The 25,084-nt window shown below is 36.9% G+C and carries 19 protein-coding genes, 2 tRNA genes and 1 pseudogene; 13 read left to right on the top strand and 9 right to left on the bottom strand.

Translation table 11 applies throughout. The features are described 5' to 3' along the window. Positions 1-116 precede the first annotated feature (116 nt). The 7 genes from ahcY (at position 117) to FTV50_RS01670 (ending at position 10,704) form a co-directional block, all read left to right on the top strand. Positions 117-1,499, top strand: coding sequence for an adenosylhomocysteinase (ahcY, locus tag FTV50_RS01700; RefSeq protein ID WP_180023293.1), 1,383 nt, complete (start codon positions 117-119; stop codon positions 1,497-1,499). 184 nt (positions 1,500-1,683) lie between these two features. After that, complete coding sequence (metF, locus tag FTV50_RS01695; protein WP_168378282.1) at positions 1,684-2,520, top strand: methylenetetrahydrofolate reductase [NAD(P)H]; 837 nt, start codon at positions 1,684-1,686, stop codon at positions 2,518-2,520. Positions 2,521-2,552: 32 nt separating this feature from the next. Beyond that, positions 2,553-3,266 (top strand): 16S rRNA (uracil(1498)-N(3))-methyltransferase, encoded by a 714-nt coding sequence (locus tag FTV50_RS01690; RefSeq protein WP_180023292.1) that lies wholly within the window; start codon positions 2,553-2,555, stop codon positions 3,264-3,266. Positions 3,267-3,449: 183 nt separating this feature from the next. Further along, positions 3,450-6,326: an EAL domain-containing protein gene (locus FTV50_RS01685; RefSeq protein WP_180023291.1), complete on the top strand. Its 2,877-nt coding sequence runs from the start codon at positions 3,450-3,452 to the stop codon at positions 6,324-6,326. A gap of 140 nt (positions 6,327-6,466) precedes the next feature. Beyond that, on the top strand, positions 6,467-8,746 hold the full coding sequence (locus FTV50_RS01680) for an NADP-dependent malic enzyme (protein WP_078192090.1): 2,280 nt from the start codon (positions 6,467-6,469) through the stop codon (positions 8,744-8,746). 81 nt (positions 8,747-8,827) lie between these two features. Then, positions 8,828-10,069 (top strand): multifunctional CCA addition/repair protein, encoded by a 1,242-nt coding sequence (locus FTV50_RS01675; protein ID WP_180023290.1) that lies wholly within the window; start codon positions 8,828-8,830, stop codon positions 10,067-10,069. Between the two features lie 161 nt (positions 10,070-10,230). After that, positions 10,231-10,704 (top strand): hypothetical protein, encoded by a 474-nt coding sequence (locus FTV50_RS01670; protein ID WP_180023289.1) that lies wholly within the window; start codon positions 10,231-10,233, stop codon positions 10,702-10,704. A gap of 135 nt (positions 10,705-10,839) precedes the next feature. Here FTV50_RS01670 and epmA read toward each other — a convergent pair whose 3' ends face one another. The 7 genes and pseudogenes from epmA to FTV50_RS01635 form a co-directional block, all read right to left on the bottom strand. Then, positions 10,840-11,808, bottom strand: coding sequence for an EF-P lysine aminoacylase EpmA (gene epmA / locus FTV50_RS01665; RefSeq protein ID WP_373683667.1), 969 nt, complete (start codon positions 11,806-11,808; stop codon positions 10,840-10,842). 5 nt (positions 11,809-11,813) lie between these two features. Continuing rightward, positions 11,814-12,881, bottom strand: a complete 1,068-nt coding sequence (locus FTV50_RS01660; protein WP_180023287.1) for a 4-phosphoerythronate dehydrogenase — start codon at positions 12,879-12,881, stop codon at positions 11,814-11,816. A 115-nt stretch (positions 12,882-12,996) separates the two neighbouring features. Continuing rightward, complete coding sequence (locus FTV50_RS01655; protein ID WP_180023286.1) at positions 12,997-13,749, bottom strand: class II aldolase/adducin family protein; 753 nt, start codon at positions 13,747-13,749, stop codon at positions 12,997-12,999. Positions 13,750-13,914: 165 nt separating this feature from the next. Further along, positions 13,915-14,004, bottom strand: a tRNA-Ser gene (locus FTV50_RS01650). Between the two features lie 228 nt (positions 14,005-14,232). Further along, positions 14,233-14,322: transfer RNA gene (locus FTV50_RS01645), tRNA-Ser, on the bottom strand. An 86-nt stretch (positions 14,323-14,408) separates the two neighbouring features. Next, positions 14,409-14,762, bottom strand: a pseudogene (locus tag FTV50_RS01640) (GreA/GreB family elongation factor); the annotation flags it as partial. A 489-nt stretch (positions 14,763-15,251) separates the two neighbouring features. Beyond that, a complete protein-coding gene (locus tag FTV50_RS01635; protein ID WP_180023285.1) occupies positions 15,252-15,578 on the bottom strand; it encodes a helix-turn-helix domain-containing protein in 327 nt (108 codons plus the stop codon). 239 nt (positions 15,579-15,817) lie between these two features. Between FTV50_RS01635 and FTV50_RS01630 the strand changes: the two genes are divergently transcribed. The 6 genes from FTV50_RS01630 (at position 15,818) to greB (ending at position 22,662) form a co-directional block, all read left to right on the top strand. Further along, the gene (locus FTV50_RS01630; protein WP_180023284.1) at positions 15,818-16,690 is read left to right on the top strand and encodes a hypothetical protein; all 873 of its coding nucleotides are present in this window, start codon (positions 15,818-15,820) and stop codon (positions 16,688-16,690) included. Between the two features lie 139 nt (positions 16,691-16,829). Next, a complete protein-coding gene (locus FTV50_RS01625; protein ID WP_180023283.1) occupies positions 16,830-17,312 on the top strand; it encodes a hypothetical protein in 483 nt (160 codons plus the stop codon). Between the two features lie 203 nt (positions 17,313-17,515). After that, entirely contained in the window at positions 17,516-18,826 is a 1,311-nt protein-coding gene (gene gmtY, locus FTV50_RS01620; protein ID WP_180023282.1) for a gamma-mobile-trio recombinase GmtY, read from the top strand. Beyond that, the gene (locus FTV50_RS01615) at positions 18,823-21,591 is read left to right on the top strand and encodes a VPA1269 family protein (protein WP_180023281.1); all 2,769 of its coding nucleotides are present in this window, start codon (positions 18,823-18,825) and stop codon (positions 21,589-21,591) included. Before gmtY ends, FTV50_RS01615 begins: the two co-directional genes overlap by 4 nt. Beyond that, a complete protein-coding gene (gene gmtX / locus FTV50_RS01610) occupies positions 21,581-22,192 on the top strand; it encodes a gamma-mobile-trio protein GmtX (RefSeq protein WP_180023280.1) in 612 nt (203 codons plus the stop codon). The genes FTV50_RS01615 and gmtX overlap by 11 nt, the downstream gene beginning before the upstream one ends. Then, positions 22,189-22,662 carry a transcription elongation factor GreB gene (gene greB, locus FTV50_RS01605; protein ID WP_180023279.1) on the top strand — a complete coding sequence of 158 codons (474 nt, stop codon included), beginning with the start codon at positions 22,189-22,191 and terminating at the stop codon, positions 22,660-22,662. Before gmtX ends, greB begins: the two co-directional genes overlap by 4 nt. 58 nt (positions 22,663-22,720) lie before the next feature. Here the strand turns inward: greB and FTV50_RS01600 are convergent, their stop codons facing one another. Together FTV50_RS01600 and FTV50_RS16580 are read right to left on the bottom strand one after the other, a co-directional pair. Beyond that, positions 22,721-24,418 carry a UvrD-helicase domain-containing protein gene (locus FTV50_RS01600; protein ID WP_180023278.1) on the bottom strand — a complete coding sequence of 566 codons (1,698 nt, stop codon included), beginning with the start codon at positions 24,416-24,418 and terminating at the stop codon, positions 22,721-22,723. Further along, positions 24,409-25,084, bottom strand: a 676-nt coding sequence (locus FTV50_RS16580) for a hypothetical protein (RefSeq protein ID WP_218950698.1), incomplete at its 5' end; no start/stop codon positions are given. The genes FTV50_RS01600 and FTV50_RS16580, both read right to left, overlap by 10 nt.

Here is a 25,084-nt window from a genome sequence, read left to right as displayed (position 1 = left end):
TCTTATAGGCACTAAATATAAGATCGCTAGGCTCGACGATTCGGTTGGACACTCGTTCCAATCAACAACGGCATCCGCGAACATAATGATCAATTGTTTTTATTAAGGAGATCGTGATGAACGCGGTTAATGCTTCATTTACAGATTATAAAGTTGCCGACATTTCACTAGCTGACTACGGCCGTAAAGAAATCAAACTCGCAGAAGCAGAAATGCCAGCCCTAATGGGTCTTCGCAAACGCTATGCAGTGGCTAAACCGCTTGCTGGCGCGAAAATCCTAGGCTGTATCCACATGACTATTCAAACTGCAGTTTTAATTGAAACTCTAGTTGAATTGGGCGCAGAAGTACGCTGGACTTCATGCAACATCTTCTCTACTCAAGACCACGCTGCTGCTGCAATCGCTGCTGCAGGTATTCCTGTATTTGCTTGGAAAGGCGAAACTGAAGAAGAATACATGTGGTGTCTTGAACAGCAAATCAATGTGAACGGTACACCTTGGGATGCCAACATGATTCTGGACGATGGCGGTGACTTAACTGCGCTTGTTCACGAAAAATATCCTGAAGTGATTGCTAAAATCCACGGTATTACAGAAGAAACCACTACAGGTGTTCAACGTCTTTACGAAATGCACCGCGACGGTACTTTAAAAGTTCCAGCGATTAACGTAAATGACTCTGTCACTAAGTCTAAAAACGACAACAAATACGGCTGCCGTCACTCACTAAACGATGCCATCAAACGTGGTACAGATATGCTTTTATCTGGCCGCCGTGCACTTGTAATCGGTTATGGTGACGTAGGTAAAGGTTCTGCTCAATCACTTCGTCAAGAAGGTATGATTGTACGTGTCACTGAAGTTGACCCTATCTGTGCAATGCAAGCATGCATGGACGGTTTCGAAGTTGTTGCTCCGTATAAAAATGGCATTCAAACGGGTAAGAAAGAAGACATCAACCTTGATCTTCTTCAAAATACTGACTTGATCGTAACAACAACTGGTAACTACCACGTATGTGACGCTGCAATGCTTGATTCATTAAAAGCGGGCGCTGTAGTTTGTAACATCGGTCATTTCGATACTGAAATCGACACAAATTACTTACGTGGTTATAAGTGGGTTGAAGTTAAGCCACAAGTTCACCAAGTGTATCGTTCAGAAAATGAAAATGATTACCTTATTCTTCTTTCAGAAGGCCGTTTGGTGAACCTTGGTAATGCAACCGGTCACCCTTCACGTATTATGGATGGTTCTTTTGCCAACCAAGTATTGGGTCAAATGCACCTATTCGCTGAAAAATTTGCTGATCTTCCTGAAGATCAAAAACAAGCTGCGATCCGCGTAGAACTTATTCCTAAGAAATTAGACGAAGAAGTTGCTGCTGCAATGGTTGCAGGTTTCGGTGGCGTATTAACGACTTTGACTCAAGAACAAGCGGATTACCTCGGTGTTCAAGTTGAAGGTCCGTTCAAAGCTGAGGCTTATAAATACTAAGTTTTATAAATACCTCTCCCTAACCCTCTCCTAAAAGGAGAGGGAGCTCTTCATTGTGAAAGCAAATTTGATGTTAACTCCAAATCACTATTACTTTCATAATGGAAGTCCCTTCTCCCTTTGGGAGAAGGTTAGGATGAGGGGATTTTTTTAAATAAAAGTATTTATAAAAAAGGATTTGAACATGTCAAAACAGATTCCTATTTCCTTTGAGTTTTTCCCGACCAAAACTGATGCGGGCGCGGAAAAACTTAAAGTTGTACACCAAGAACTTCAATTATTAAATCCTGAATTTTTCTCTGTAACATATGGTGCAGGCGGTTCTACCCGTGAACGCACTTTGTCTACATTGAATGATTTCAACGGTAAAGGCACACCGGTTGCCCCTCACCTGTCTTGTATTGGTGATAGCAAAGAACGTATTGCTGAATTGCTGGATTTGTATAAATCGCAAGGCATTGACCGTATTGTTGCGCTGCGCGGCGACTTGCCGTCTGGTCAAGTGGGCTTAGGCGAATTGCCTTATGCAACGGACTTGGTACGTTTCATTCGTGAGCACACTGGTGATCATTTCAAAATTGAAGTTGCAGCATACCCAGAAATGCACCCGCAAGCAGACAGCTTTGATCTCGACATCAAACGTTTCTGCGACAAAGCCAATGCAGGCGCAAACGCAGCTTTGACACAGTTCTTCTTTAACCCAGATGCATACTTCTACTTTGTAGAGCGCATTCAAAAAGAAGGCGTGAACATTCCTGTCGCTCCAGGCATCATGCCTATTACCAATGCAAGTAATTTAATTCGCTTTGCTGATGGTACAGGTGCAGAAATTCCACGTTGGATTCGCAAACAGCTTGCGACTTATGGCGACGATACAGCGTCAATCAAAGCCTTTGGTCATGAAGTGATTGTAAAACTTTGCGAACGCCTGATTGCTGGTGGTGCGCCAAGCCTGCACTTCTACACCATGAACACCACTGACCCTACACGTCAACTTGTGAAAGACCTCGGTCTTGCATAAGACATTTCGACCTTTTTGAGAGTAAAACTTTAATGCCACGTTTTTATATTGAAGCTGATTTAACTGTTGATACGACTGTTGAATTAACGGAAACAGTGTTTCATCACTGGGTAAAAGTTTTACGTGCTCAAGTGGGCGAAACAGCCACTTTGTTCAATGGGCAAGGTGGCGAATACCATGTTGAATTGGTTGAAATCGCTAAAAAGTCGGCTGCCGTCCAAGTTTTGCAATTCAATCCAAGCAATCGCACACCACATTTTACGGCACTATTGGGTCAAGTGATGAGCAAAGGCGACCGCATGGATTATGCGATTCAAAAAGCGGTGGAACTCGGTGTTTCTGAAATTCAACTACTCACATCCGAACGTTGTGAAATGCGTTTGAAGTACGATCGTGATCAAAAGAAACTTGACCATTGGCAAGGCATCGCTATTGCTGCTTGCGAACAGTGTGGACTCAACATTGTTCCTAAAGTACTTCCGCCTCTTTCCCTTGAAAAATGGTTGGAAAATGACCTACCGACAACAAAATTGGTGCTCGCACCCAATAAAGATGAAGTTGATGTATTAGCTGATGCTGACCCGCACGTTGCCTTACTGATTGGCCCTGAAGGTGGCTTGAGCGAAGTAGAGATCAGCGCAGCAAATGAGAAAGGTTTCGTGAACTGGTGTATCGGTGAACGTGTCCTTCGCACAGAAACTGCACCTGTAGTTGCACTTTCAATTTTAAATTATAAATTTATTTAATTTTTACTCGATAGTTCATCTGAAAGCATCAATGATGGCATCCTTGATATTGCTTTTTATTTGTAACGCAATTACCCTAGAGTCAATAAAAACAAATGATTTGTTACCAAGAATAAACAAATACTCTCAGGAACAATACAAATACAACGATCTAGATTTAGTTAAGGCAGGGTTTTTATATTCATGACGTATAAACAAGATGAATATATCAAGCAGTACAATCATACTGCTCAAATTGCGAACACGATTCGCCATAGCCGCTATTTTTTAGTCAGTATCCTGATTATTTGCTTATATATTTTTTCGATATATCAAATTTTTTATAAATCGCCATCTTTGTATTTCAATATTTGGTTTATTTTTACAGAAGTTTTTGTCAGTTTATGCTGGCTGATGAGCACCGTTTATTTTAAACCCGAACAATATTCACTGATGATTGCGCATCGTTGGCTACAATTTCAGTGTTTTTCTGTCGGCACACTGATTGCGAGCGGTATTTTTTTAATTTTTTATTATTTACCTGCGACCAATCAAAGCTTTGAACCAATTCAAGCCCTGACACTCTCTGCCCTACTCTTGATCGTGACGCAAACCTTTGGTTTGACCTATTTGACGCAAAAACTTAATTATTTCTGTTTAGCCTTTATCCCGTCTATCGTGCCCTATCTGATTGCACAGTTCTTTTTCTTAGATGGTTCAAATCACTTATTTAGCCTGAGTATTAATTTTGGGCTCATTGTGATTCTAATGTGCGCCATGACGTCATATCGAATTCATCGTCGTGTATCGACTTTACATGCTAAAAATAACCTACTGGTCGATAGTGCCAAGCAACAAGTCAAATGGACTGATGAACTGTGTCAGCAGCTCCAAGATGAAGTCAACAAATCACGAGACATCGAATTACAGCTACAACTGGGTAACCAAATCCTTGAACAGAAAGTTAAAGAGCGGACCTTCGACATTGAGCAAATGAACAAGGATTTAGAAAACCAACAAGCCAATTTAGTCCTTGCGCATGAAATCGCCGGTTTACGTCCTTGGGATTGGAATATCAAAGACCGTAAAATCGTTGTCACCAACTATAAGCAAGAAAAAACCCTCAGACATTCGAAAGAGCATCAGCAACAGTTACAACATGTGATCCATCCTGATGATATCCCTCATTTTAAATCAGCGATGATTCAACATCTACGTGGATTTAAAGACCGTTATGAGGCCACCTATCGGATTCAAAACAGTCAAGGAAAATGGAGTTGGGTACATGATATTGGACGGGTCATTCAACGCGATCCAGATAATCGTAAGCCATTGCGCATGGTCGGTATTCGACGTGATATCCATCAAGAACGGACATCTCAGGAACGTTTAAAACTTGCAGCCAGTGTACTCGAACAAGCTGCTGAAGGGATTTTCATTTTAAATGAAGAGCTGTGCTATATCGAAGTCAATCCGTTTTACGAACAATTAACCGGCTTTAACTACGACCAAATTATTGGTAAACATCTTTTTGATATCACTGCAAATTACAAATCAATTCAACGTAGTATGCACTATTCGATCATTAAGCAAGTGCTGAAAATTGGTGAGTATGATGGTGAATTGCACGAAAAATTTCTTTCAGGTAAAGAACTGACACTATGGATGCATATTAATGCGATTACGGATGATCAAAATCGCGTCACCCATTACATTGGAATTGTCTCAGATTTAACAGAACGTAAATTGCAAGAACAACGCTTATCATATTTAGAAAACTATGACACCTTAACGGATTTACCGAACCGTTTTTATTACAACTATCAACTGCATCAATATTTAGTTTCACAGCAAGATTCGATTAAACAGTTGGCTGTCATTCGTTTAAACATCGACCGTTTCCGTCCATTAAATGAATATCTCAGCAACAATGGTGGTGACGAGCTGTTACGCCAAGTCGCACAGCGTTTACGTCTAACCAATGCCGAAGCTCTGTTTGTCGCACACTTAAATGGCGATGATTTTGCGATTGTGTATGAAATTTCACACATCCGCCCTTCTGTGCAAGAGCATTGTGAACGCATCAATAAAGCCTTTAGCATTCCATTTAATATTTTTGGCCAAGATCATGTCATCACTTTATCGATGGGCGTCGCGTTCTACCCTGAGCATGGCCGTCAGCTAGATTATCTAAATAACTGTGCGGAACAAGCACTGAGCGAAGCCAAAAATTTGGGAGGCAATACTACACGTTATTATTCCAATGAAAATACCGCATTATTAGAGCAAGGGATCTTCTTGGAGCGAGACTTACGTAAAGCCATTCAAAATAATGAGCTGGTTGTGTATTACCAACCGAAGATCAATTTCCGTGATAAAAATATTTACGGTTTTGAAGCCTTGGTGCGTTGGAATCATCCTGAAAAAGGCTTAATACCACCAGGCTTATTTATTCCTTTAGCAGAACAAACCAGTTTAATTTCCGATATCGGGCGTTTTGTCCTGCAAAAAACCGCGCAGCAAATTTGTTTTTGGAATAATTTGGGTTATCAAAATATTTGTGTATCCGTCAATATTGTTGCGCAGCAACTGCGCCGTGGACAATTATTAAATGATCTAGATGAAGCGATAGATGCCAATCAAATTGATGGTGCCAGTCTGGAACTGGAAATTACCGAATCTTCTTTGGTCGAAAATCTAGATTCAGTACGTGAACTGTTAAATGAAATAAAAAAACGTAAGATCAATATTTCACTTGATGACTTTGGTACGGGCTATTCTTCTCTATCCTATCTAGCTGATTTTCCAATTGATATCTTAAAAATAGACCGCAGTTTTATCTCTAAAATTGGTGAAAATAAACAATTGGCCATCGTTAGTGCCATGATTGCCATGGGTAAAGCGATGGGCATGACGGTAGTCGCTGAAGGGATTGAAACTGAACAGCAGTTACAGTATCTACAAGACTTAGAATGTGACATTGCTCAAGGCTATTTTTTCTCTAAGCCACTGCCACAAGAAGAGGCAACCGTGTTCCTTGAAAATAATATCTCTTCGCCTGCTTATACTTACTTAATATAAGTCACTATGCCTGAGCTATAAGATTGTCTGAAAAAGACGCGACTTCGACTGTCCCAACTGTGCAACTAATGTTATATTCAAGCGGATAAAGCAAGCATTGCAGCTTTATATTGGATAAACAAAACACAATCGAGATACAGATGGACGATCAATCTTTAAAACAGCAGGCTTTGTATTATCACGAATTTCCAACTCCGGGGAAAATCAGCGTTACACCAAGCAAACAATTGGTCAACCAACACGATTTAGCCCTCGCATACTCGCCAGGTGTCGCTGCACCTTGTTTAGAAATTGAACGCGACCCATCTACTGCTGCACTTTACACAGCGCGCGGTAATCTTGTTGCTGTAGTCAGTAACGGTACAGCCGTACTGGGCTTAGGTAACATTGGTCCTTTAGCGTCAAAACCTGTTATGGAAGGTAAAGGCGTTCTATTCAAAAAATTCGCTGGTGTTGATGTTTTTGACATTGAAATTGCTGAAAACGATCCAGACAAAATCGTAGATATCGTTGCAGCATTAGAACCAACTTTCGGTGGTATCAACCTTGAAGACATCAAGGCCCCAGAGTGTTTCTACATCGAGCAAAAACTTCGTGAACGCATGAATATTCCTGTGTTCCATGATGACCAACACGGTACATCGATCATTGTGGGTTCTGCATTACTGAATGCACTTCAACTCAATGGCAAAAAAATTGAAGAAATCAAAATTGTCGCTTCTGGCGCAGGTGCTGCTGCCCTTTCATGTTTGAACTTACTTTGCGCACTTGGCGTGAAAAAAGAAAACATCGTTGTGGCAGATTCACGCGGTTTATTGACGACTAAACGTGAAGGCTTGGATGAGTCGAAAAAGGCATACGTTCAAGACATCGAAGGCTCTCAGCTTGCTGATGTAATGGAAGGTGCGGACATGTTCCTCGGTCTTTCAGCAGCAGGTATTTTGACCAAAGAAATGGTTAAAGTCATGGCGAAAGATCCGATTATCTTTGCCCTTGCTAACCCAGACCCTGAAATTCTTCCTGAACATGCACATGAAGCACGTCCAGACGTGATTATGGCAACTGGTCGTTCAGACTATCCAAACCAAGTGAACAATGCGCTTTGCTTCCCTTATATCTTCCGTGGCGCACTCGATGTTGGTGCAACCACAATTAATGAAGAGATGAAGATTGCTTGTGTACATGCGATTGCTCGCATGGCACATGTTGAAGCAGACGCTGCATCGTATGGTGAAAAATCTGCTTCATTTGGTCGTGATTACCTCATTCCGCGCCCATTAGATCAACGTTTAATTCTTGAAATTGCACCTGCAATTGCGCAAGCAGCGATGGATTCTGGTGTAGCAACTCGTCCGATTCAAGATTTCTCTGCATATCGTCAACGTTTATCTGAATTCGTCTACAACTCTGCGTTTATGATGAAACCAATTTTTGCGCAAGCGAAAACTGATCCAAAACGCATTGCATATGCTGAAGGTGAAGATTTACGTGTACTTCGCGCAGTACAAATTGCAGTTGATGAAGGTTTAGCAAAACCAATTCTTGTAGGCCGTCCCGCAGTCATTGAAGCAAACATCAAAAAATTAGGTCTACGTCTTGAAGATGGCGTGAACATCACTATCGTCGATCAAGAGAAAAACCCTGATTACGATAAGTTTGCTGACGATTACTACAGCATCATGCAACGTAAAGGTGTAACGCCTGAATACGCTCAGCGTGAAGCACGTCGTCGTTCAACACTTATCGCGGCAATGTTGGTTCGTCATGGTGTAGCTGACGGTATGTTATGTGGTACTTATTCTAGCTATGACATTCACTTAGACTTTGTCAGCAATGTGATTGGACTAAAAGAAGGCCGCAATAACTTCTTTACGCTGAATGCATTGATGCTTGAAGACCGTAACTTGTTTATTGCTGATACTTACATTAACCGTAATCCAACAGCTGAACAGTTGGCTGAAATGACTATTTTAGCGGCTGAAGAAGTACGCCGTTTTGGTATTACACCGCGTGTAGCATTGCTTTCTCACTCAAGTTTTGGTTCTGACCAAAATGATCCTAGCGCACAAAAAATGCGTAAGGTTTATGATATTTTGTCAGAAATTGCACCTGAACTTGAAGTTGAAGGTGAAATGCATGGTGATGCCGCACTGGATGAAAATATTCGTCATTTCGCATACCCGAACTCACGTTTTAAAGGTTCTGCGAACTTGCTGATTATGCCTAATCTGGATGCAGCGAACATTTCGTTCAACTTGTTGAAATCAACATCGGGTAGTAACGTGACGATTGGCCCAATTCTTTTGGGTGCTGCAAAACCTGTTCATATTTTAACACCAACAGCGACAACTCGCCGTTTAGTGAATATGACTGCATTGACTGTTGCAGAGATTCAAGAAAACGAAAAACTAGCACTCTAATTTAGTTGACCTGAACACACTTTGTGACTTGAGAAAACCTCTGTTCTGTAGCATGATTGCTCTAAGAATAGAGGTTTTTTCATGCAAGTTTATTTAGTAGGCGGTGCAGTTCGAGATCACTTGCTCGGGCACCCCTATCACGAAAAAGATTATGTCGTTGTCGGTGCAACGCCGGAACAATTACTTGCTCAAGGTTATCAACCTGTGGGTAAAGATTTCCCTGTTTTTCTTCATCCAGAGACCAAAGACGAATATGCCTTAGCCCGTACAGAACGTAAGTCTGGACATGGGTATCATGGCTTTGAATTTTATACCGACGTCAATGTCACACTCGAGCAAGATCTCATTCGACGCGACCTCACGATCAATGCGATAGCGATGGATGATGCAGGTAATGTCTATGACCCCTATGGCGGTCAACGTGATCTAGAACAGCGTGTCCTTCGCCACGTGTCTGATGCCTTCGTCGAAGATCCATTAAGGGTTTTGCGTATTGCACGTTTTGCGGCACGTTATAAAGCTTTAGGTTTTAAAGTGGCTGATGAAACATTGGAACTGATGCAAGAGCTTGCCAAATCTGGTGAGCTTGAAGCCCTTACACCTGAACGTGTATGGAAGGAAACGTCTCGTGCATTAATGGAAGACCACGCAGATGAATATTTTGAGGTATTAAGAGCCTGTGGCGCTTTAAAAGTCTTGTTCCCTGAAATTGATGCGTTATACGGTATTCCACAGCGTCCTGAATATCATCCTGAAATAGACTGTGGCATTCATACCATGATGTCGCTACAACAAGCGTGTCGTGCAAATTATTCTTTGGATGTTCGTTTTGCTGTACTGGTACACGACTTAGGCAAAGCACTTACTCCAGTTGATGAGTTACCGCGCCATATCATGCATGAAGAACGTGGTGTAAAACCTGTTACCGAAATCTGTGACCGTATGCGAGTTCCCACCAATACCAAACAATTGGCCATCTCAGTGTGTAAAGAGCATTTAAAATGCCATCAAGCTCTGAGTTTAAAACCGGGTACCTTGTGGCGCCTGTTACAACGTATGGATGTGCTACGCCGTCCTGAACGCGTAGAGGCCTTTGTACAAGCCTGTGAATGTGATTCACGTGGTCGCTTAGGTTTAGAGGATCGTGCCTATCCGCAAGCTAAATACGTTTTAGATGCCATGCAGGTGGTTCGTAATATTAAGGCTTCTGACTTACCTTCAGATGTGAAAGGCCCTGATATTGGTGAAATGTTGATTCAGAAACGAATTGAAGCTATCGGACAATTCAAGCATGAACTCGGCCATAACACGCCTACAGCTTAAAATAAATCCTCTCAGAAATGAGAGGATTGACTTTCATCATTGCTGTTAAACCTGCCGAAGTATTTTGAAATAAATGAAAAATTGAAATAATCTAGTGTCATCTCTGAAAATTAAATACTGATACTCAACACAATTTAAGACTGGTAAAAAGAATAAAAATAATGAAGAAACAACTTTCCAATATATTGATTGCTATTGTCTTTTGCGGACTCCTATTAGGGATGGGCTTTACCCAAACCCTTTTAAAAAGTTTGCCACAGCTCATCATGATATTTTTTGGAATGTTAGCCTTAGGCTCCTTAATAATTAAGCGTTCATTTATAAGCTCTATTCCTTTTTATATAGTTTTGGGAATTATGTTTTATATTAATATTTTTCTATTGGCGAGCGCTGGTGTGGATTTTATTCATCCACATCAAGACTGGACTACACAGAATGACGGGAGTATTGATAGAAGCCCAAATTTAAACTGGCTGTGGGCGATAATTGTCTCCTTTTTTCTTTCCCCACTCAGCATTGTTTTCTATCATAAAAAAATTCAAAGAAATAAAGGTCTTGAAATAACCTTTATTACTCTTTTTATTATTGTGACATTGATAATTTATATAAAATTTGAGCTACTCTGCTGTAATTAAATTGCATCTTTTATAAATATTTAGACATATTATCGCTAAATCACAATCTATACGTTGATAGGCCTTTTTAAATTTGAAAGCTATGCTGCTGTCTAAAATGTATAAGCATTTATAGACAGCAGCTATTCAGTTCACTTATGACACAGCTGCTGGAAAACTAATGACTTTTTCAAGCTTTAGCTGATTCATAGCCACCATTAGCAATCGATCAATACCTAAGGCTATACCTGCACACTCGCTCATATGCGGTAATGCAGCAAGCAAATATTCATCAATCGGCATCACATGCAACCCAAGTTTAGCGCGCTCTGCATTATCTGCCTCAAAACGACTGCGTAAAACATCTGCATCAATCAGTTCATCATAAGCATTCGCTAACTCTAAACCTTCGATATACAGCTCAAATCGTGCTGCAACCAACTCCCCATCTTCGTCCACACGGGTTTTCGCCAAAGAAGCCATTTCAGGTGGAAAATCTGTAAGGAACACTGGCGTATCAAAACCGAGGCTCGGCTCAACATAATGCGAAAACAATAAATCGATATAGCCTAAACGGTCTTCACCCAAATCTAAGCTTAGCCCCACACGACGACAGCAATCTTTTAGATCTTGTAAAGAAGCTTGTAACGGATTTAAATCCAAACGATCCATAAAGGCATGCTTATAGCTCAAAATAGTCGGACGAACTTCACCAAAGCGTTGTTTCAAAGTTTCATTCAATAGGTCAGTCACTTCGAACATCAAGTCTTTTAAGCTAAAACCCGGACGGTACCATTCCAACATGGTGAATTCACTGTTGTGTTTACGTCCATGTTCATCATCACGGAAAACTTTACAGATTTGGTAAATAGATCCACTGCCACTTGCCAACAGACGTTTCATGGCAAATTCAGGTGAAGTTTGCAAATAATGCGTTTGCTTTTGACCATTCACATGGCGCTGAGCCTGTACCGATGCTAAATGCACATCGGTGACACCCGCTTGAGAAAGCACAGGTGTTTCCACTTCTAGTACATCACGTGCCGCAAAAAACTGGCGAATTTGAGCATACATCGTGGCACGTGCACGAAGTGCAGTGAGTTCACAACTCGGTTGAAAGTTCATTTGACTCATGCTGCTGGGCCTCCATGTGCAGCCCATTCACGGCGTAAAGGATAGGTTTTACGTAAATAATCAAAGGCTTTTTGATCCACCTTGCCGTCTTTTAGGCAAGCACGTAAGTTGGCATCATCACGAGCGATGTCATAAATATCTTTTAAATAACGCTGTAATACCGTCTTAAAGTCAGCACCCGTAAAATACTGCTCACAGACGGGCAACTGACTTTCAAAAGCTTTATTTATCGGTTGCTTGAAAGTTTGACAAAATGCTTCATAGATCATCTGTGTGCCACGTGCTTTACCTTCCAAGCTATAGCCGGCAATATGCGGTGTCACCACGTAAATTAAATCCAACAACGCTGCTGAAATCTCTGGCTCATGTTCAAAAACATCTAAGACCACTTTACGCTGAGTTTGTTGAATATCGGCAATTAAGGCAGCTTCTTCGACCACTGGCCCACGCGCGGAATTAATTAAGATCGCTGTAGGCTTCATAGCAGAAAGCGTAGCTGCGTTGATTAAATGATAGGTTGGATGTTCACCCACTTTAGTTAGTGGCACATGGATACTAATCGCATCTGCTTTTTTTAACAGTTCTGCAAATTCAACTTGTTTCACATGATCAGATTGCACAAATGGATCATAGCCAATGACATTCCAACCGAATAATTCTGCCATGACGGCCAAACGTGAACCAACATTACCTAAACCAACGATACCCAAGGTAAATTGTTCATTTGCATTCAACAGTTGAGGTTTAATGTAGAGCAATGCTGTAATCACATATTCGGCAACCGCTTGTGCATTACAACCTGCGGCATTTGACCAAGCAATGCCCTGCTTTTCTAGAGCGGTAATATCTAAATGATCTGTTCCAATCGTAGCACTACCGACAAATTTGAGTGCGGTCTGTTGAATTAATTCTGCATTTACCTGAGTCACTGATCGTACCAATAATGCATCGGCTTCTTTGACATCCTCATGGGTCAATGTTCGACCTGCCGCTTGCTTTATTTCACCAAATTCGGCAAAAAAATACTCAGTAAATGCCAGATTTTCATCTGCAACGATTTTCATAGTTCATCTCATAGTTCCACTATGAACATGATAACGCGTTGCTCAAGCCATGACTATTCTTCTGCACATAAGGCATAGCGCCTATACTCTATGAGCTAGATGATTGAAAATTATATTATCTGCAATAATCTGACTGCTGATCGTCAATTAAGGACAAGGCCGCCTGCCAAGCCGCTTGAATAATGGGCTCGGCCATCGGATTTTCAAACTGCTGCAACGTATGTTCACAAACCTTCGGACTTGGATAATGCAATGTAGCACTCGACAATGCTTTTACTTGAATTTGACAAGCTCGTTCTAAAAAGTAAATTTCATGAAATGCCCGTGCCACACTATCACCAGTCGCAAGCAAACCGTGATTACGTAAAATCATACAGCGATAATGCCTCATATCCTGTACCAATCTTTCACGCTCTTCAGTTGAAAAGGCTATGCCCTCATATTCATGATAAGCAATGTTCTGATAGAACTTTAACGCATGTTGTGAGATTGGCAATAATCCATGTTCCTGTGCAGAAACTGCCACGCCATCCGCAGTATGCGTATGAATAACGCAATTAATATTTGCACGCGCATGATGTAAGGCCGAATGAATCACAAAGCCCGCAACATTCACTATCTTCCCTGCATCATAAGTTTCAATAATTTTTCCTTCATGATCAATTTTGACCAAATCAGAAGCTGTCATTTTGTCAAAGGTCACACCATAACGATTAATCAAAAAATGCTCCGGTTCATGACTTAAACGCAGGCTGATATGAGTATCAATTAAGTCGGTCATTTTATAATAAGCCACTAAGCGATACAGTGCCGCCAATTGACAACGCGCTTGCCATTCCAGTTCATGAATAAGCTCTGGTTTTTGCATGGATGAATTCCTTTTCTAAATCGATTAATTATGTTTTCTGTTTATTGTGAATAATTAATAGCATGTCATATTCATGCTGTATATCAACTTCGCCTGTAGAAAAAAACTATTCAAAAATTTAGGCAATAAAAAAACCCCAATGTAAAACATTGGGGTTTTTGAATATGGCGGAAGCGGTGAGATTCGAACTCACGGAGGACTCGCGCCCTCGTCGGTTTTCAAGACCGGTGCATTAAACCGCTCTGCCACGCTTCCATGGCCGCTATCATATAAATAAAAATTCAGCTTGGCAAATTATTTTGCCTTATTTTGAACACTTGGCGAATCGTTCATACAAAATTTAGGCGATTGTAAAATTTTGGCTTCGAGCTGAAAAATAGAAGCTCAATCAAAATTTATTGAATTAAGGTCAAGGCTAATTGCATTACCTCAATTTACGCACATAAAAAAACCCTGATGTTAAAACATCAGGGTTTTTGAATTTGGCGGAAGCGGTGAGATTCGAACTCACGGAGGACTCGCGCCCTCGTCGGTTTTCAAGACCGGTGCATTAAACCGCTCTGCCACGCTTCCATGGCCGCCATCATATAAATAAATTTCAGCAATGGCAAATTATTTTGTAAAAAACACGTCCAATTGAACAAAATAAGAGCAGTTTGTTATTTTTCAGTACTTTCGCCCATTTCATAACGAATTGAATTGATATACCAACATTTTTTTCCTAGTGGGGTCAGGACTTCGACCTCATCATCCACTTGCTTGGACAGGAGTGCTCGAGCCATAGGTGAATCAATTGAGATATGCTGTGGATGATGATCATAAATTTCATCTACCCCCACGATCCTTAACGTTTTTTGTTCGCCTTCATCATTTTCAATATCAACCCATGCCCCAAAATAAACTTTCCCTTTTTGTTCGGGTGAGTAATCGATAATACGAAGCTCTTCCAAACGTTTTCCCAAGTAGCGTACACGTCGATCAATTTTGCGTAACAATTGCTTATTATATTGATATTATAACCCCACTATAAAACATACTATTTCAAAGAGTTTCTATGGATAATTGATCAAATTCTGGTATTTCTAATTGGTAAACACCACATACTATGTACTAAATAGTATATGGCTTAATTGAATGGTTTTATCGTAAAAGAACTACATAAAATTTGATGTAACCATATAACTCTTTAATGAATGAGTAGATGATTAAAAACTCACAATTGATAGTCCCCGGTAATTTCAGTACAAATCAATTCATTAAAATTATCCTTTGTATATATTTTCGATTAAAGGTATGAATAAAGATGTTATCTTCATTATATTTTCGATGAAGAATATGAAATGAAATAACTTTCTAATTTTAAAAATATAGAACAGACATATCGTACAATTATTGAGATTCTACCTATGGTATTTAACAACAACTAAGTGACTAAGTTTATCTAATTTTTTACTTATAATAATGACCATAAAAAATTATGATTCTTTTATAATATTTCCTGATCAATCTATGTACTGATCTGACTTATCAATAAATTTTAAAACTTCCAATTTCTGCGGATATGACATTAAATGAATTTTTAAAATCATTTCAGCCATTAAATTATCATCAGTATAAAAATAAGCGACAGGAACATCTAAAACATCTGCAATTTTTGTCGCCATCAGGAAATCAGGCACATGCTTTCCGGTCTCATACTGATTCATCCGTGCACTTGCTGAGGATTCATCAATACCTGCCAATATTCCTAAGCGTTCTTGCGATAAGTTCTTTGCTTTTCGAGCAAGCCTTAAACGTTTGGAGAAAATATTTGAAGTATGTCGAGCCATTAGTTCAGAGATAAACCATAAAACTAAGATGTTCTTAGTTTTGAATTGATTTATTACTAAGGATTCCTTAGTATTTGCATTGCTAAGAAATCCTTAGTTTTTCTATGATCGGTAAATGGAAAGTAGTACTTCCTTTCCTTTTCAATTTTTTATACGTGATAATCTTTGCGGAGAACTTTTAGTGACAAGATTTATCGCAGATTCAAGTAAAAATAAGCAGAACTTTAAAGAGATATATAATGAAGATAATTAAATCTATTATTGGGCTTTCGCTTGTGACGAGTATGATCAGCTGTGTAACTGTAGACCATATAAAAGCTTCTGATGTTTCAAAATTTACAAGCCCTAGTGAAGTCATTGCATCAAAGCAACTGAATGGGAAAAATAATACAGGAAAAGAGTATATTACTGATGCAACATTACTCGACCATCAAATCCCATATACTTATTTAAAAAAATACTGTGAATCTCAAAAAGGACATTTTTCACAGACATATCAATCAAAATATTCAAGATTAACTAAACCAATTCAGGGCTATACAAATATTGCACTTCCTTATATTGGTGGTTTCACTTGTACAGCTTCCCAATCATGGGGTGTAAGTATTGAGCCTGTTTCAAATAGATATAATCGTACTCAGCAACTTACGTTTATGACATTAAAAACCGAAATAGCAAATCCACTTGACCTTCTAAATACATCAAGTGATTATTTTATGATTGATATGAAGAAGCAAAAAGAAGCTAATGCTCAAATAGAGCAATATAGACAAGAAATTAGAAATCAACAGCAAAATTATCAACGTATGGTCATTGCTAATGCGCCCAAAGCAAATGATATTGGTCGTACTATATGTAAAGACACTTCAGTTTCTGAATATACAGGTCTAGTTGTACTTGGCCAGCCACAATTTAGAACCGTCACTGGTGCTAAAGTTATTGCTAGCTTAGAGGCGATTAGCAACAACAATATCAAAATTAACATCAAAGGTTGGTTGAGTCGTAATAATCAAGTTGCCTCAGGTAATAACGTTCAGTATAAACAAACGCCATTGGAGTCTGGGCGCGTAATTTGGGACAGCAAAGAAAATTGGTACACATGTATGTATTAAAAAAATAAATGCTAATAGCTGACTTGTTATAAGAGAAGTCAGCTATTTATTTAGACATATCATATTGTTTTATGACATACCACTCATTCCCAATTTTATGCTGAAAAATTAGCAATTATTATTTCTAAGATTAAGATATATGAAAGAAATCAAAAGTGTAGTTAAAGAGCAGTTCTTACATGTTATTGAGCGACAAACAATTCTAGTAATGTTTACTCCAAAAGACATATGGACACAATTTAATACAATCTCAGATCAAGTGAAAAAACAGACTTATATCCTCATCCAAGATCTAGTGAAACACGGTTATTTAAAAAAAACTACTGATCACGATGGGAAAAAATATTATTCGGAAACTTCAAAATTAGAAGAGTTCAGATTTGACCATTGCAAATTAAAAGCAACCGAAATACTAACTAAAAAGCTAATTGAAATTAAGCAACAGGAATCAGAAAGAAACCATCAAATTCAATTAACTAATGAGTTGATTAAAGAAATTCCTGAACTAGATTTTTGCTTAGAAAAGTATATAAACAATATTAACCTTGACGTAAAAAATATTATAAAGAAAAAAAATAACATATCTAACATTATTAAAAATATTGAATCTTGTATTTACTAAGTTTATCTAAAAAAACACCCAAAAATTAAATAATAAAAAATTCATGTATATTTATAAAAATAATATTTTATTTTAAAACATATACCACATTAATTATAAATAATTTATTGATAATTAACACTAAAAACCAATAATTCAAAAAAAGCATTGACAAAACAATGCTTTATATCAATCATACTGTAATAAATAACTGTGATTTCAATATGTCATATGTAATAAAAATTTATGTAAATTATAAAGATTGTACTTCACATACAACAGTAGCCTTACCCTGCATTCTTACTGAAAATGGAATTATTATCTCCCATTTACGTTATTTGGCTTGGTTTAATTCTAAAAGCGAATCTTGGAAAGAAAGATCATGCTATGCACTTAAACTGTTACTTGAGTATATAAATACTGTGCCGCAAATTGAGAATGCTACTAAATTACTCAAAGCTTTCACTGAGGCATTAATCACAGGCACAATTGATTCAACAACCCACACTGATTCTCTTGATCTTTATTGGCGGCCACGCACGATCAGAGATACCAACAACCTATTATTTCATATTACTCATTACACAGATTTTCTGACATTACAGGATGAACATTCAACAATTCGTGTAAATCCATTTCGCAAAGCGACAAGTTATGAAGAACGTTTAAATTGGTGTGCATATTATCATAAGCAAGCAAATGTCTTTCTAAATCATTTAACTAAAAAAGATCTATCACAACAACAAGTTCGGTTGGTTGGTTCGTTCAATGAGGAGCTGATTGATTTTGAATATGCAGTTCGTTTTCCTGAAGATCAAATAGAAAGACTTTTATATTTAGGATTTTATAAAAATGGAGTTTACGACTATAAATCACAAGCAATTACTATGTTAATGAATTATGGGGGGCTTCGGAAAAGTGAAATTTTTCATATTTATATATCAGACATTACATTAAACCCAAACCACCCCAAAGAGGCACTTGTTCGTGTTTATCATCCTGAACTAGGTGTTGCTCCAGATCCCTATTTCAAAAATAGACGTGAATTTCTCTTATCTAAAACATCCTACAAACCTAGAAATAATTATTTATTCACTGAAAGACTTTATGCAGGCTGGAAATCCCCTTTATTGATTTCTAAATTAGGCTATTTTGAAGTTGCTTTTAACCCTCCTGAAAAAGCCAAAGATTTCTTATTAATTTGGGCTAATTATCTTAAATATCAACGTGTAGAACCCTCAAAAAATAATCCGCACCCTTTTGCATTTACTAATACTTTGGGTGAACCTGAAACAATAAAAAATTTTCAAAGACTGCATAAAAATGCTGTAGAAGCCATTGGATTATCTTGTAAAAAAGCTCTTGGAACAACTGAACACGGCCATCGACATGCTTACGGATTTCGAGCACGTCAAGCTGGTTTGAATCAAGTAGAAATCCAAAAAGCTATGCATCACAAAAGTCCTACTTCGTGCCTCGTTTATATAAAACCAACAATTGAAGAAGTCAAAGAGAAGTTGAGAGCCATTAAATGATTAAACCTCAAGCAATTAGACAAATTGAAAGTAAGCAATTTAATAAAAAATTTTCAAATTTTCCAAACTTGGAGTCTTTGAAACAGTTCTGTAAAAAACTAGGTATAACCAATTCAGTATTATATAAAAAAAATTATAAAGAAAATGGATTGCCAGCACATCCAGAAAGAATTTATGAGGAATGGATAAGTTATAAAGATTTTTTTGATATTGTTGATTTCATACCTTATAAAGAATTAAAAAGTTTAGTTAGAGATAAAAATATCAAAACTTCCGCAGGGTACAAAACTTTTATTTCGAAATTAAATGATCCGTCACTTCCACTTGATCCTCAAGGTGTTTATAAAGAAGAGTGGGAAAACTGGTTCAAATTTTTAGGGAAAACTGAACCATTTAAACCTGATTTTATTTCACCAGACTATATAATTTGGGCTATTAAAATCAGAGAATTCATGACTAAAGCCCGTGGTGGGAGCACTAAGGAAACTCAGCTTTGTCGTTTCGTACGACTATATATCGAACAATTTGATAAAAGCAAGACACCACACGCTTTTCTCATACAAGAAAAATTCGATGTAAAATCCTTTCGGGATATACTTGAAAATATTGAATCTGAGCCTAAGAAACGCTCACTAGTTGTTTATGTTAATGAATTTTTAGATTACATTATTGATAATGATTTAACGATTGAAGATGAAGAAACAGGTGAAATTGCACTGATTGATAATGCTCGTAATCCATTTTCTCTTTTATTAAATCAACAAAATATATCATCTAGCTCAATTCATTCTGAAACAACAAAGCCATGCCTACAATACCATTTTGTCAAAAAAGCCCAAGAATGGATTCTCCCATTCGATGCAAAAAGCTTTCAAGATTTAGAACATCTTCATAAATTTGATGCTGATTGGGTAAAAGTAAGCTTTGATCTATTAGATTTACATGATTTAGATTGTGTTTACCGTGTAATAGGTAATCAAGCATATTTATGGTGTCCAACAGAATGGATTCATACCTACGCGCTCACTAAAGTTCCCTTAAGAGGACGACAAATCGGTTATAATGATTCAGGTGAAGCCGATGAGTATATTGCAGATTTAGATCAACAAAACAAAATAATTTGGCAAAAAAATAACTCCCCTTTTTCTGGCTTAACTAAAGAACAATCATTCATAAAAAAAATGCCTGATGGTCAAATAGGCATCTTTACAACTACAAATAAATCGAAAGACAATGGGCAGGGCTATACAATTCCATGGATACCTGAAGACTTAGCATATTGGTTAATTAGGCTAAGAAAATGGCAACAAAAATATAATCCTATCGCATATCCTAGTGCTTGGATTGATTGCCAAAGAACATATTTCAATGAGGTGCAAAGAAAAGCTAAAGGATTAAATTGTTTTCTTTTCAGGCGTTTCAATGATTTTGAACCCGCAAATATCTCAAATGCTTTAACCCATAGGTTAGCAGCAGCTCTTTATAATATACAGCATTCAAATCTTTGCTTAACTACACTTGAAGGAAATCCAGCAACATTAAGCAATTATATATCTAAATATACCCCACATAGTATGCGCGTAAGTCTAATTACGGCTTATGTTTGTGAAATGGGTATGCCCGTCGAAATCGTTATGAAAATCGTTGGTCATAGTTCAATCATTATGTCTATTTTTTACTGTAAGATTTCAAACCAAGATATTAGACGTAGATTAGAAGAAGGTGAAAAAATAGCTTTAAAAGCTGAAGCTGAATCAATTCAGCGAATCATAGAGCAAAATAAAATTGAAAGTGTTAAAAACCAATTAATTGGTAACAATTCAGAATTACTGCAAAGCTTGTCTAACGAAGTACCTGCTGGTAATTATATTTTTAGAGACTATGGAATTTGTCCTTTTGCTGCAACTAGATGTGATGATGGTGGAGAAATAATTAAAAGCAGCTCTTTCTACACTCCAACACCTCAAGGTTATTTAGGTATCCAGAATTGTTTTAGATGTAGGCACTTCATTACAGGACCTGCTTTCATCGGTGGATTATTAGCAGTTACGAATGAAATTCTACTCCAATGCAATGATCAAGCAAAAATATGTTCAAAATTACAATTTGAAATTGATCAAATTAATCAGGAAATTTATAGTCTTGAAAAAGAAGAATATATAGCTAATGTGAAAAAGAAAAATTTTGACGGCTCATCAAAAAGATCAAAACTCGAAACTGTACTTCGTAACTTTGAATCTGAATACGAAACAGCTGCAAAAAAATTAGACATGCTCTTATGTGATATACAAGCAGCTTATAGCCATATTATGAAGTGCAATAAACTCATTAATAGTAATGCTCAATTAGAAAATAAAGATAAATTTGCTTTAGTTACTACCGCTGACGCTGAATTAGTATTAGAGTTGGAAGAAGTAAGTCATTTTCATCAATTACAAGAAGTTTGCGAAAATGCTGTTATTTATAAATCTTGTAATGCTGACAATGCAATTTATCCAAGAACACAACTTATCGATAAAATGGCTATGTTTAATGAAATTATGCCTGCTTTATTCACATTATCAAAAGAACAACAACTTTCTGCTGGCAATCAAATTTTTAAATTATTGATGAGTCGCCTCAAATCATGGAATAAAGTGCAAAGTGTGATGGATGGCGAGCTTAAACTGGTCGACCTTTCTGAGACTGAACAAATTTCAAAATCAGAAATTGAACTTATTCTTCATAATTCACTAACATTAATCGAGCCGAATCATGAGTCCTGAAGAACTATTAAGCAAATTAAAACATAATTCATCTTTGAAAGTTCAACAGTCGCTTGATGCAATCTATGCAATATGTGTAGAGCAACGAGAGCGAGGAATTCCTGATTTTTCTGCAAGTACAATCGCTAAATTAGGGTTTAAGCGCGGTGTACCCAAAGCGCAAAGTATTCGAAATAAAACTGGAGAAAAATATAGAGCACTTATTCAATGTTTTGAAGATTCTCCTTCTCAAAAATCTAATTTAAAAAAAACATCGCAAAAAGACAATGATTGGATTAAAGAGATTAAAAATCCAAAACATCAACTTTTAGTGCGTATTATGGCATCTGATTTAAAAGCAGCTCATCAAACGATTCGAGAGATAATTCCCCCAAAACAAAGAATTGATATTTATGATCATAAGCATATGATGTCTGATCAGGCTTTTAAACTGTCAGAGCAAGAAGTTAGAGCTTTGGAATATTTATTATCTACTGAGTTTCAAAAAAAGTGGAATTTTAGACCTACCGAGTATGGTGAACTTGTGGATGAATCAAATAAACCAGTTTTTAAAGTTTCAACATTAAATGCAATACGCAAGGCTTTGGAGTATTTAACTTGAATCGTAAATTGCTAACTGCTGAAGGCTATCAGCGCTTACAAGATGAGTTAAATGATTTAGTTCGTAAAGAACGCCCTGAAATTACAAAAATTGTGTCGTGGGCAGCCAGTCTCGGCGATAGATCGGAGAACGCAGACTACCACTATAACAAAAGAAAATTGCGTGAGATTGACCGTAGAATTCGATATTTAACTAAGCTTTTTGAGGTTGCACATAAAGTAGAATATAGTTCTGAACAAGATGGAAAAGCTTATTTTGGCGCTTGGGTCGAACTAGAAAATGATGAAGGTGAAACCATAAAATTCCGCATTGTTGGGGATGAAGAAATTTATGGACGTAAAGACTATATTTCCTTGCAAGCTCCTATAGCAAAGGCTTGTTTAGGTAAATCGGTAAATGATGAGATCCAAGTACATACACCTAACGGCAAAAAAAATTGGTATATTAGCCAAATTAACTATAACCAATAAACGGTTATAGTTAACAAGAGCTATTAATTTATGTAAAGCAATTACGCACTCTCTTTTTTTAGCATCTCACAATCTCAAAGTGCTCACTAAATTTAGGCTCGTCCGTAATGTCTAATGATGGCACTGAAATAAACAGTCGTTCCTTAGCACGGCTAACAGCAACGTATCGAATGCGATGCTCTTCATCATCGACTAATTTAGGAGATAGAATAAAATCTAGTTCCTTATATGACTCTAAAACCAGTAAAACATTATTAAATTCATCGCCTTTTGATTTGTGTATCGTCTTATTTTTACTCATATCATCAGGAATATTTATACAAGCACTCATTTGATTATAAAATGTACTTTCATAAAACTCTTTAACATTGCCTCTACTTACTCTCGTAAGAGGTGAATCTAATAGTCTCTGTATAACTTCAATAAAATTTATTAAGTTTTTATTTTGATATGATTCATATCCCTCAATAAGAGCCAGAATATATTCAATTGTTTTAGAAATTGAATATTTGCTTTTAGGAAATATTTTTTCTAACTCTTTAAAAGCTTCTTTAAATTTTTTTTCTCTTGCTAATTCAATAGCTTTAATACTACTACAAACAGCTTGTCTTCTATCTTTATTTGTATCTGCAACTAGTATCTTTTCAAATAAATTCTCCATATTAAACGACTCATCAAGTTCATTTTTAAGAGCTTTTACAATTAAATTATCTCTAGATAAAGTATGGAAATCTTTATCAATACATCTTTCCCGAACTATTTGAATAGCGTGTTTAGTAGGTCCCACAATTAAGCAATGATTTTCCCCTTCTATTTCTCTAGTAGGCTCTTGAATTAAATCTGACCTTATAAGATTAAGAATTTTAACGATTTTAATCGTACTACGATTATTTTTTAATATTTTATAATGATACATTCTATCTAAATTAAAATCTAAAAATTGCGCTACATCAGCCCCCTGAAACTCATAAATAGATTGCGCTGGATCACCTATACATCCAACTATAGTTTCAAATTCAGATATTTTTTTAATAATAGTCATCTGAATAGGATTGCAATCCTGAAATTCATCAATAAAAAAATAAGGGAACTTTGATCTAATTACTTCCAATATAAAAGGATATCGAGTAATCAATTGATAACTAAAGAATAAAACATCATCATGGTGAATATATCCAGATTTCCAATGTTCTTGACGATACGAGATATAACTATCTTTCTTGATAGATGCTTTAGGATTAATTGTTCCCAAATATTTTTTATTTTTAGGAAGCCTTAAATACAAAATACCATCAGATTCCAGTTGCCATTGAATAGTATTTAAAGCCTTCTTTACCTTATTTTCTTCACCATATAAATAAAATTGCCGAGTTGATTTTATCCAACTTTCCATTTTAGAAAATGAGTGATTAAGTTCATCATGACCGTCAAGTTTAGAATAATTAAGGCTATATTCATCAGCTATTAAGAAAACATATGGTTTAACAATATGACGATAAAGAAAACTATGTATTGTCGAAACATCCACCTGTGTTACAGAAGTACCTAATCTAGTCAAAATTGTTTCAACTGCTATATTCGTATAAGTTATACAGGCAATTTTCCGTATTTTACTAAGTCGATTTGAGTGATGAAGCACATTTCTTATATGCTCAACTAACCAATGTGTCTTACCTGCTCCAGGACCAGCACTAACTTTAAAATGATGTTCAATATCATCAAGTCTTTTATTAGAATCTATCTGTATTATTGACATAAAAATTCAATTGCCTCCTTAATATAAGTAGGGACAACAAAATCTTTAAAATCATCAGTGCCTTTTTTTTCCAAATTTTCTTCTAATATTCTTGCAAGTTCTAAAGCATTCTCACCTTTTCCTACTGAATTTAGATAACGTGAAGCTATAAGAGCTTTAATTTTATTATCAATAGTCCAATCAGGTTTTGTATTAGCTTTAATACTTTTAACAATTCGAGTATTTTCCTTACTTTTCTTTTTCAAAAGGCCAACAATATCTTCAAAGCTTTTTTCATCTTTGTAAGCTTGCATTAATTTTTTAATTTCACCTTGATTTGACATATAGTCAGTTATTAAAAAATCTGCTTTAGCATTAACTCTTAATATTTCATACTCTAAAGTTTTCCCGAAATTTTTATCTGGACTAAAAAATCTAATATTTGGATGTGTATCATAAGTAGGATAAATATTTTGTTTATATTCATATCCATCAGGATCAATCCCAAATTCAAATGGATAACATTTCTTGTAATTTAAAGTTTCATCTACAGCAGGATCAGCAGGATCAGCAGGATCAGCAGGATCAGCAGGATCAGCAGGATCAGCAGGATCAGCAGGATCAGCAGGATCAGCAGGATCAGCAGGATCAGCAGGATCAGCAGGATCAGCAGGATCAGCAGGATCA

This window comes from Acinetobacter sp. YH1901134 (genome assembly GCF_013416965.1).
In the GTDB taxonomy this organism is placed as follows: Bacteria; Pseudomonadota; Gammaproteobacteria; order Pseudomonadales; family Moraxellaceae; genus Acinetobacter; species Acinetobacter amyesii.
The sequence above is the reverse complement of the archived record's forward strand: the minus strand, read 5'-3'. Positions and strand labels throughout refer to the sequence as shown.

Excerpts from the sequence above, each read along its gene's own strand:
- ahcY (WP_180023293.1), top strand. The coding sequence starts at position 117 with ATGAACGCGGTTAATGCTTCATTTACAGATTATAAAGTTGCCGACATT.
- metF (WP_168378282.1), top strand. The coding sequence starts at position 1,684 with ATGTCAAAACAGATTCCTATTTCCTTTGAGTTTTTCCCGACCAAAACT.
- FTV50_RS01690 (WP_180023292.1), top strand. The coding sequence starts at position 2,553 with ATGCCACGTTTTTATATTGAAGCTGATTTAACTGTTGATACGACTGTT.
- FTV50_RS01685 (WP_180023291.1), top strand. The coding sequence starts at position 3,450 with ATGACGTATAAACAAGATGAATATATCAAGCAGTACAATCATACTGCT.
- FTV50_RS01680 (WP_078192090.1), top strand. The coding sequence starts at position 6,467 with ATGGACGATCAATCTTTAAAACAGCAGGCTTTGTATTATCACGAATTT.
- FTV50_RS01675 (WP_180023290.1), top strand. The coding sequence starts at position 8,828 with ATGCAAGTTTATTTAGTAGGCGGTGCAGTTCGAGATCACTTGCTCGGG.
- FTV50_RS01670 (WP_180023289.1), top strand. The coding sequence starts at position 10,231 with ATGAAGAAACAACTTTCCAATATATTGATTGCTATTGTCTTTTGCGGA.
- epmA (WP_373683667.1), bottom strand. The coding sequence starts at position 11,808 with ATGAACTTTCAACCGAGTTGTGAACTCACTGCACTTCGTGCACGTGCC.
- FTV50_RS01660 (WP_180023287.1), bottom strand. The coding sequence starts at position 12,881 with ATGAAAATCGTTGCAGATGAAAATCTGGCATTTACTGAGTATTTTTTT.
- FTV50_RS01655 (WP_180023286.1), bottom strand. The coding sequence starts at position 13,749 with ATGCAAAAACCAGAGCTTATTCATGAACTGGAATGGCAAGCGCGTTGT.
- FTV50_RS01635 (WP_180023285.1), bottom strand. The coding sequence starts at position 15,578 with ATGGCTCGACATACTTCAAATATTTTCTCCAAACGTTTAAGGCTTGCT.
- FTV50_RS01630 (WP_180023284.1), top strand. The coding sequence starts at position 15,818 with ATGAAGATAATTAAATCTATTATTGGGCTTTCGCTTGTGACGAGTATG.
- FTV50_RS01625 (WP_180023283.1), top strand. The coding sequence starts at position 16,830 with ATGAAAGAAATCAAAAGTGTAGTTAAAGAGCAGTTCTTACATGTTATT.
- gmtY (WP_180023282.1), top strand. The coding sequence starts at position 17,516 with ATGTCATATGTAATAAAAATTTATGTAAATTATAAAGATTGTACTTCA.
- FTV50_RS01615 (WP_180023281.1), top strand. The coding sequence starts at position 18,823 with ATGATTAAACCTCAAGCAATTAGACAAATTGAAAGTAAGCAATTTAAT.
- gmtX (WP_180023280.1), top strand. The coding sequence starts at position 21,581 with ATGAGTCCTGAAGAACTATTAAGCAAATTAAAACATAATTCATCTTTG.
- FTV50_RS01600 (WP_180023278.1), bottom strand. The coding sequence starts at position 24,418 with ATGTCAATAATACAGATAGATTCTAATAAAAGACTTGATGATATTGAA.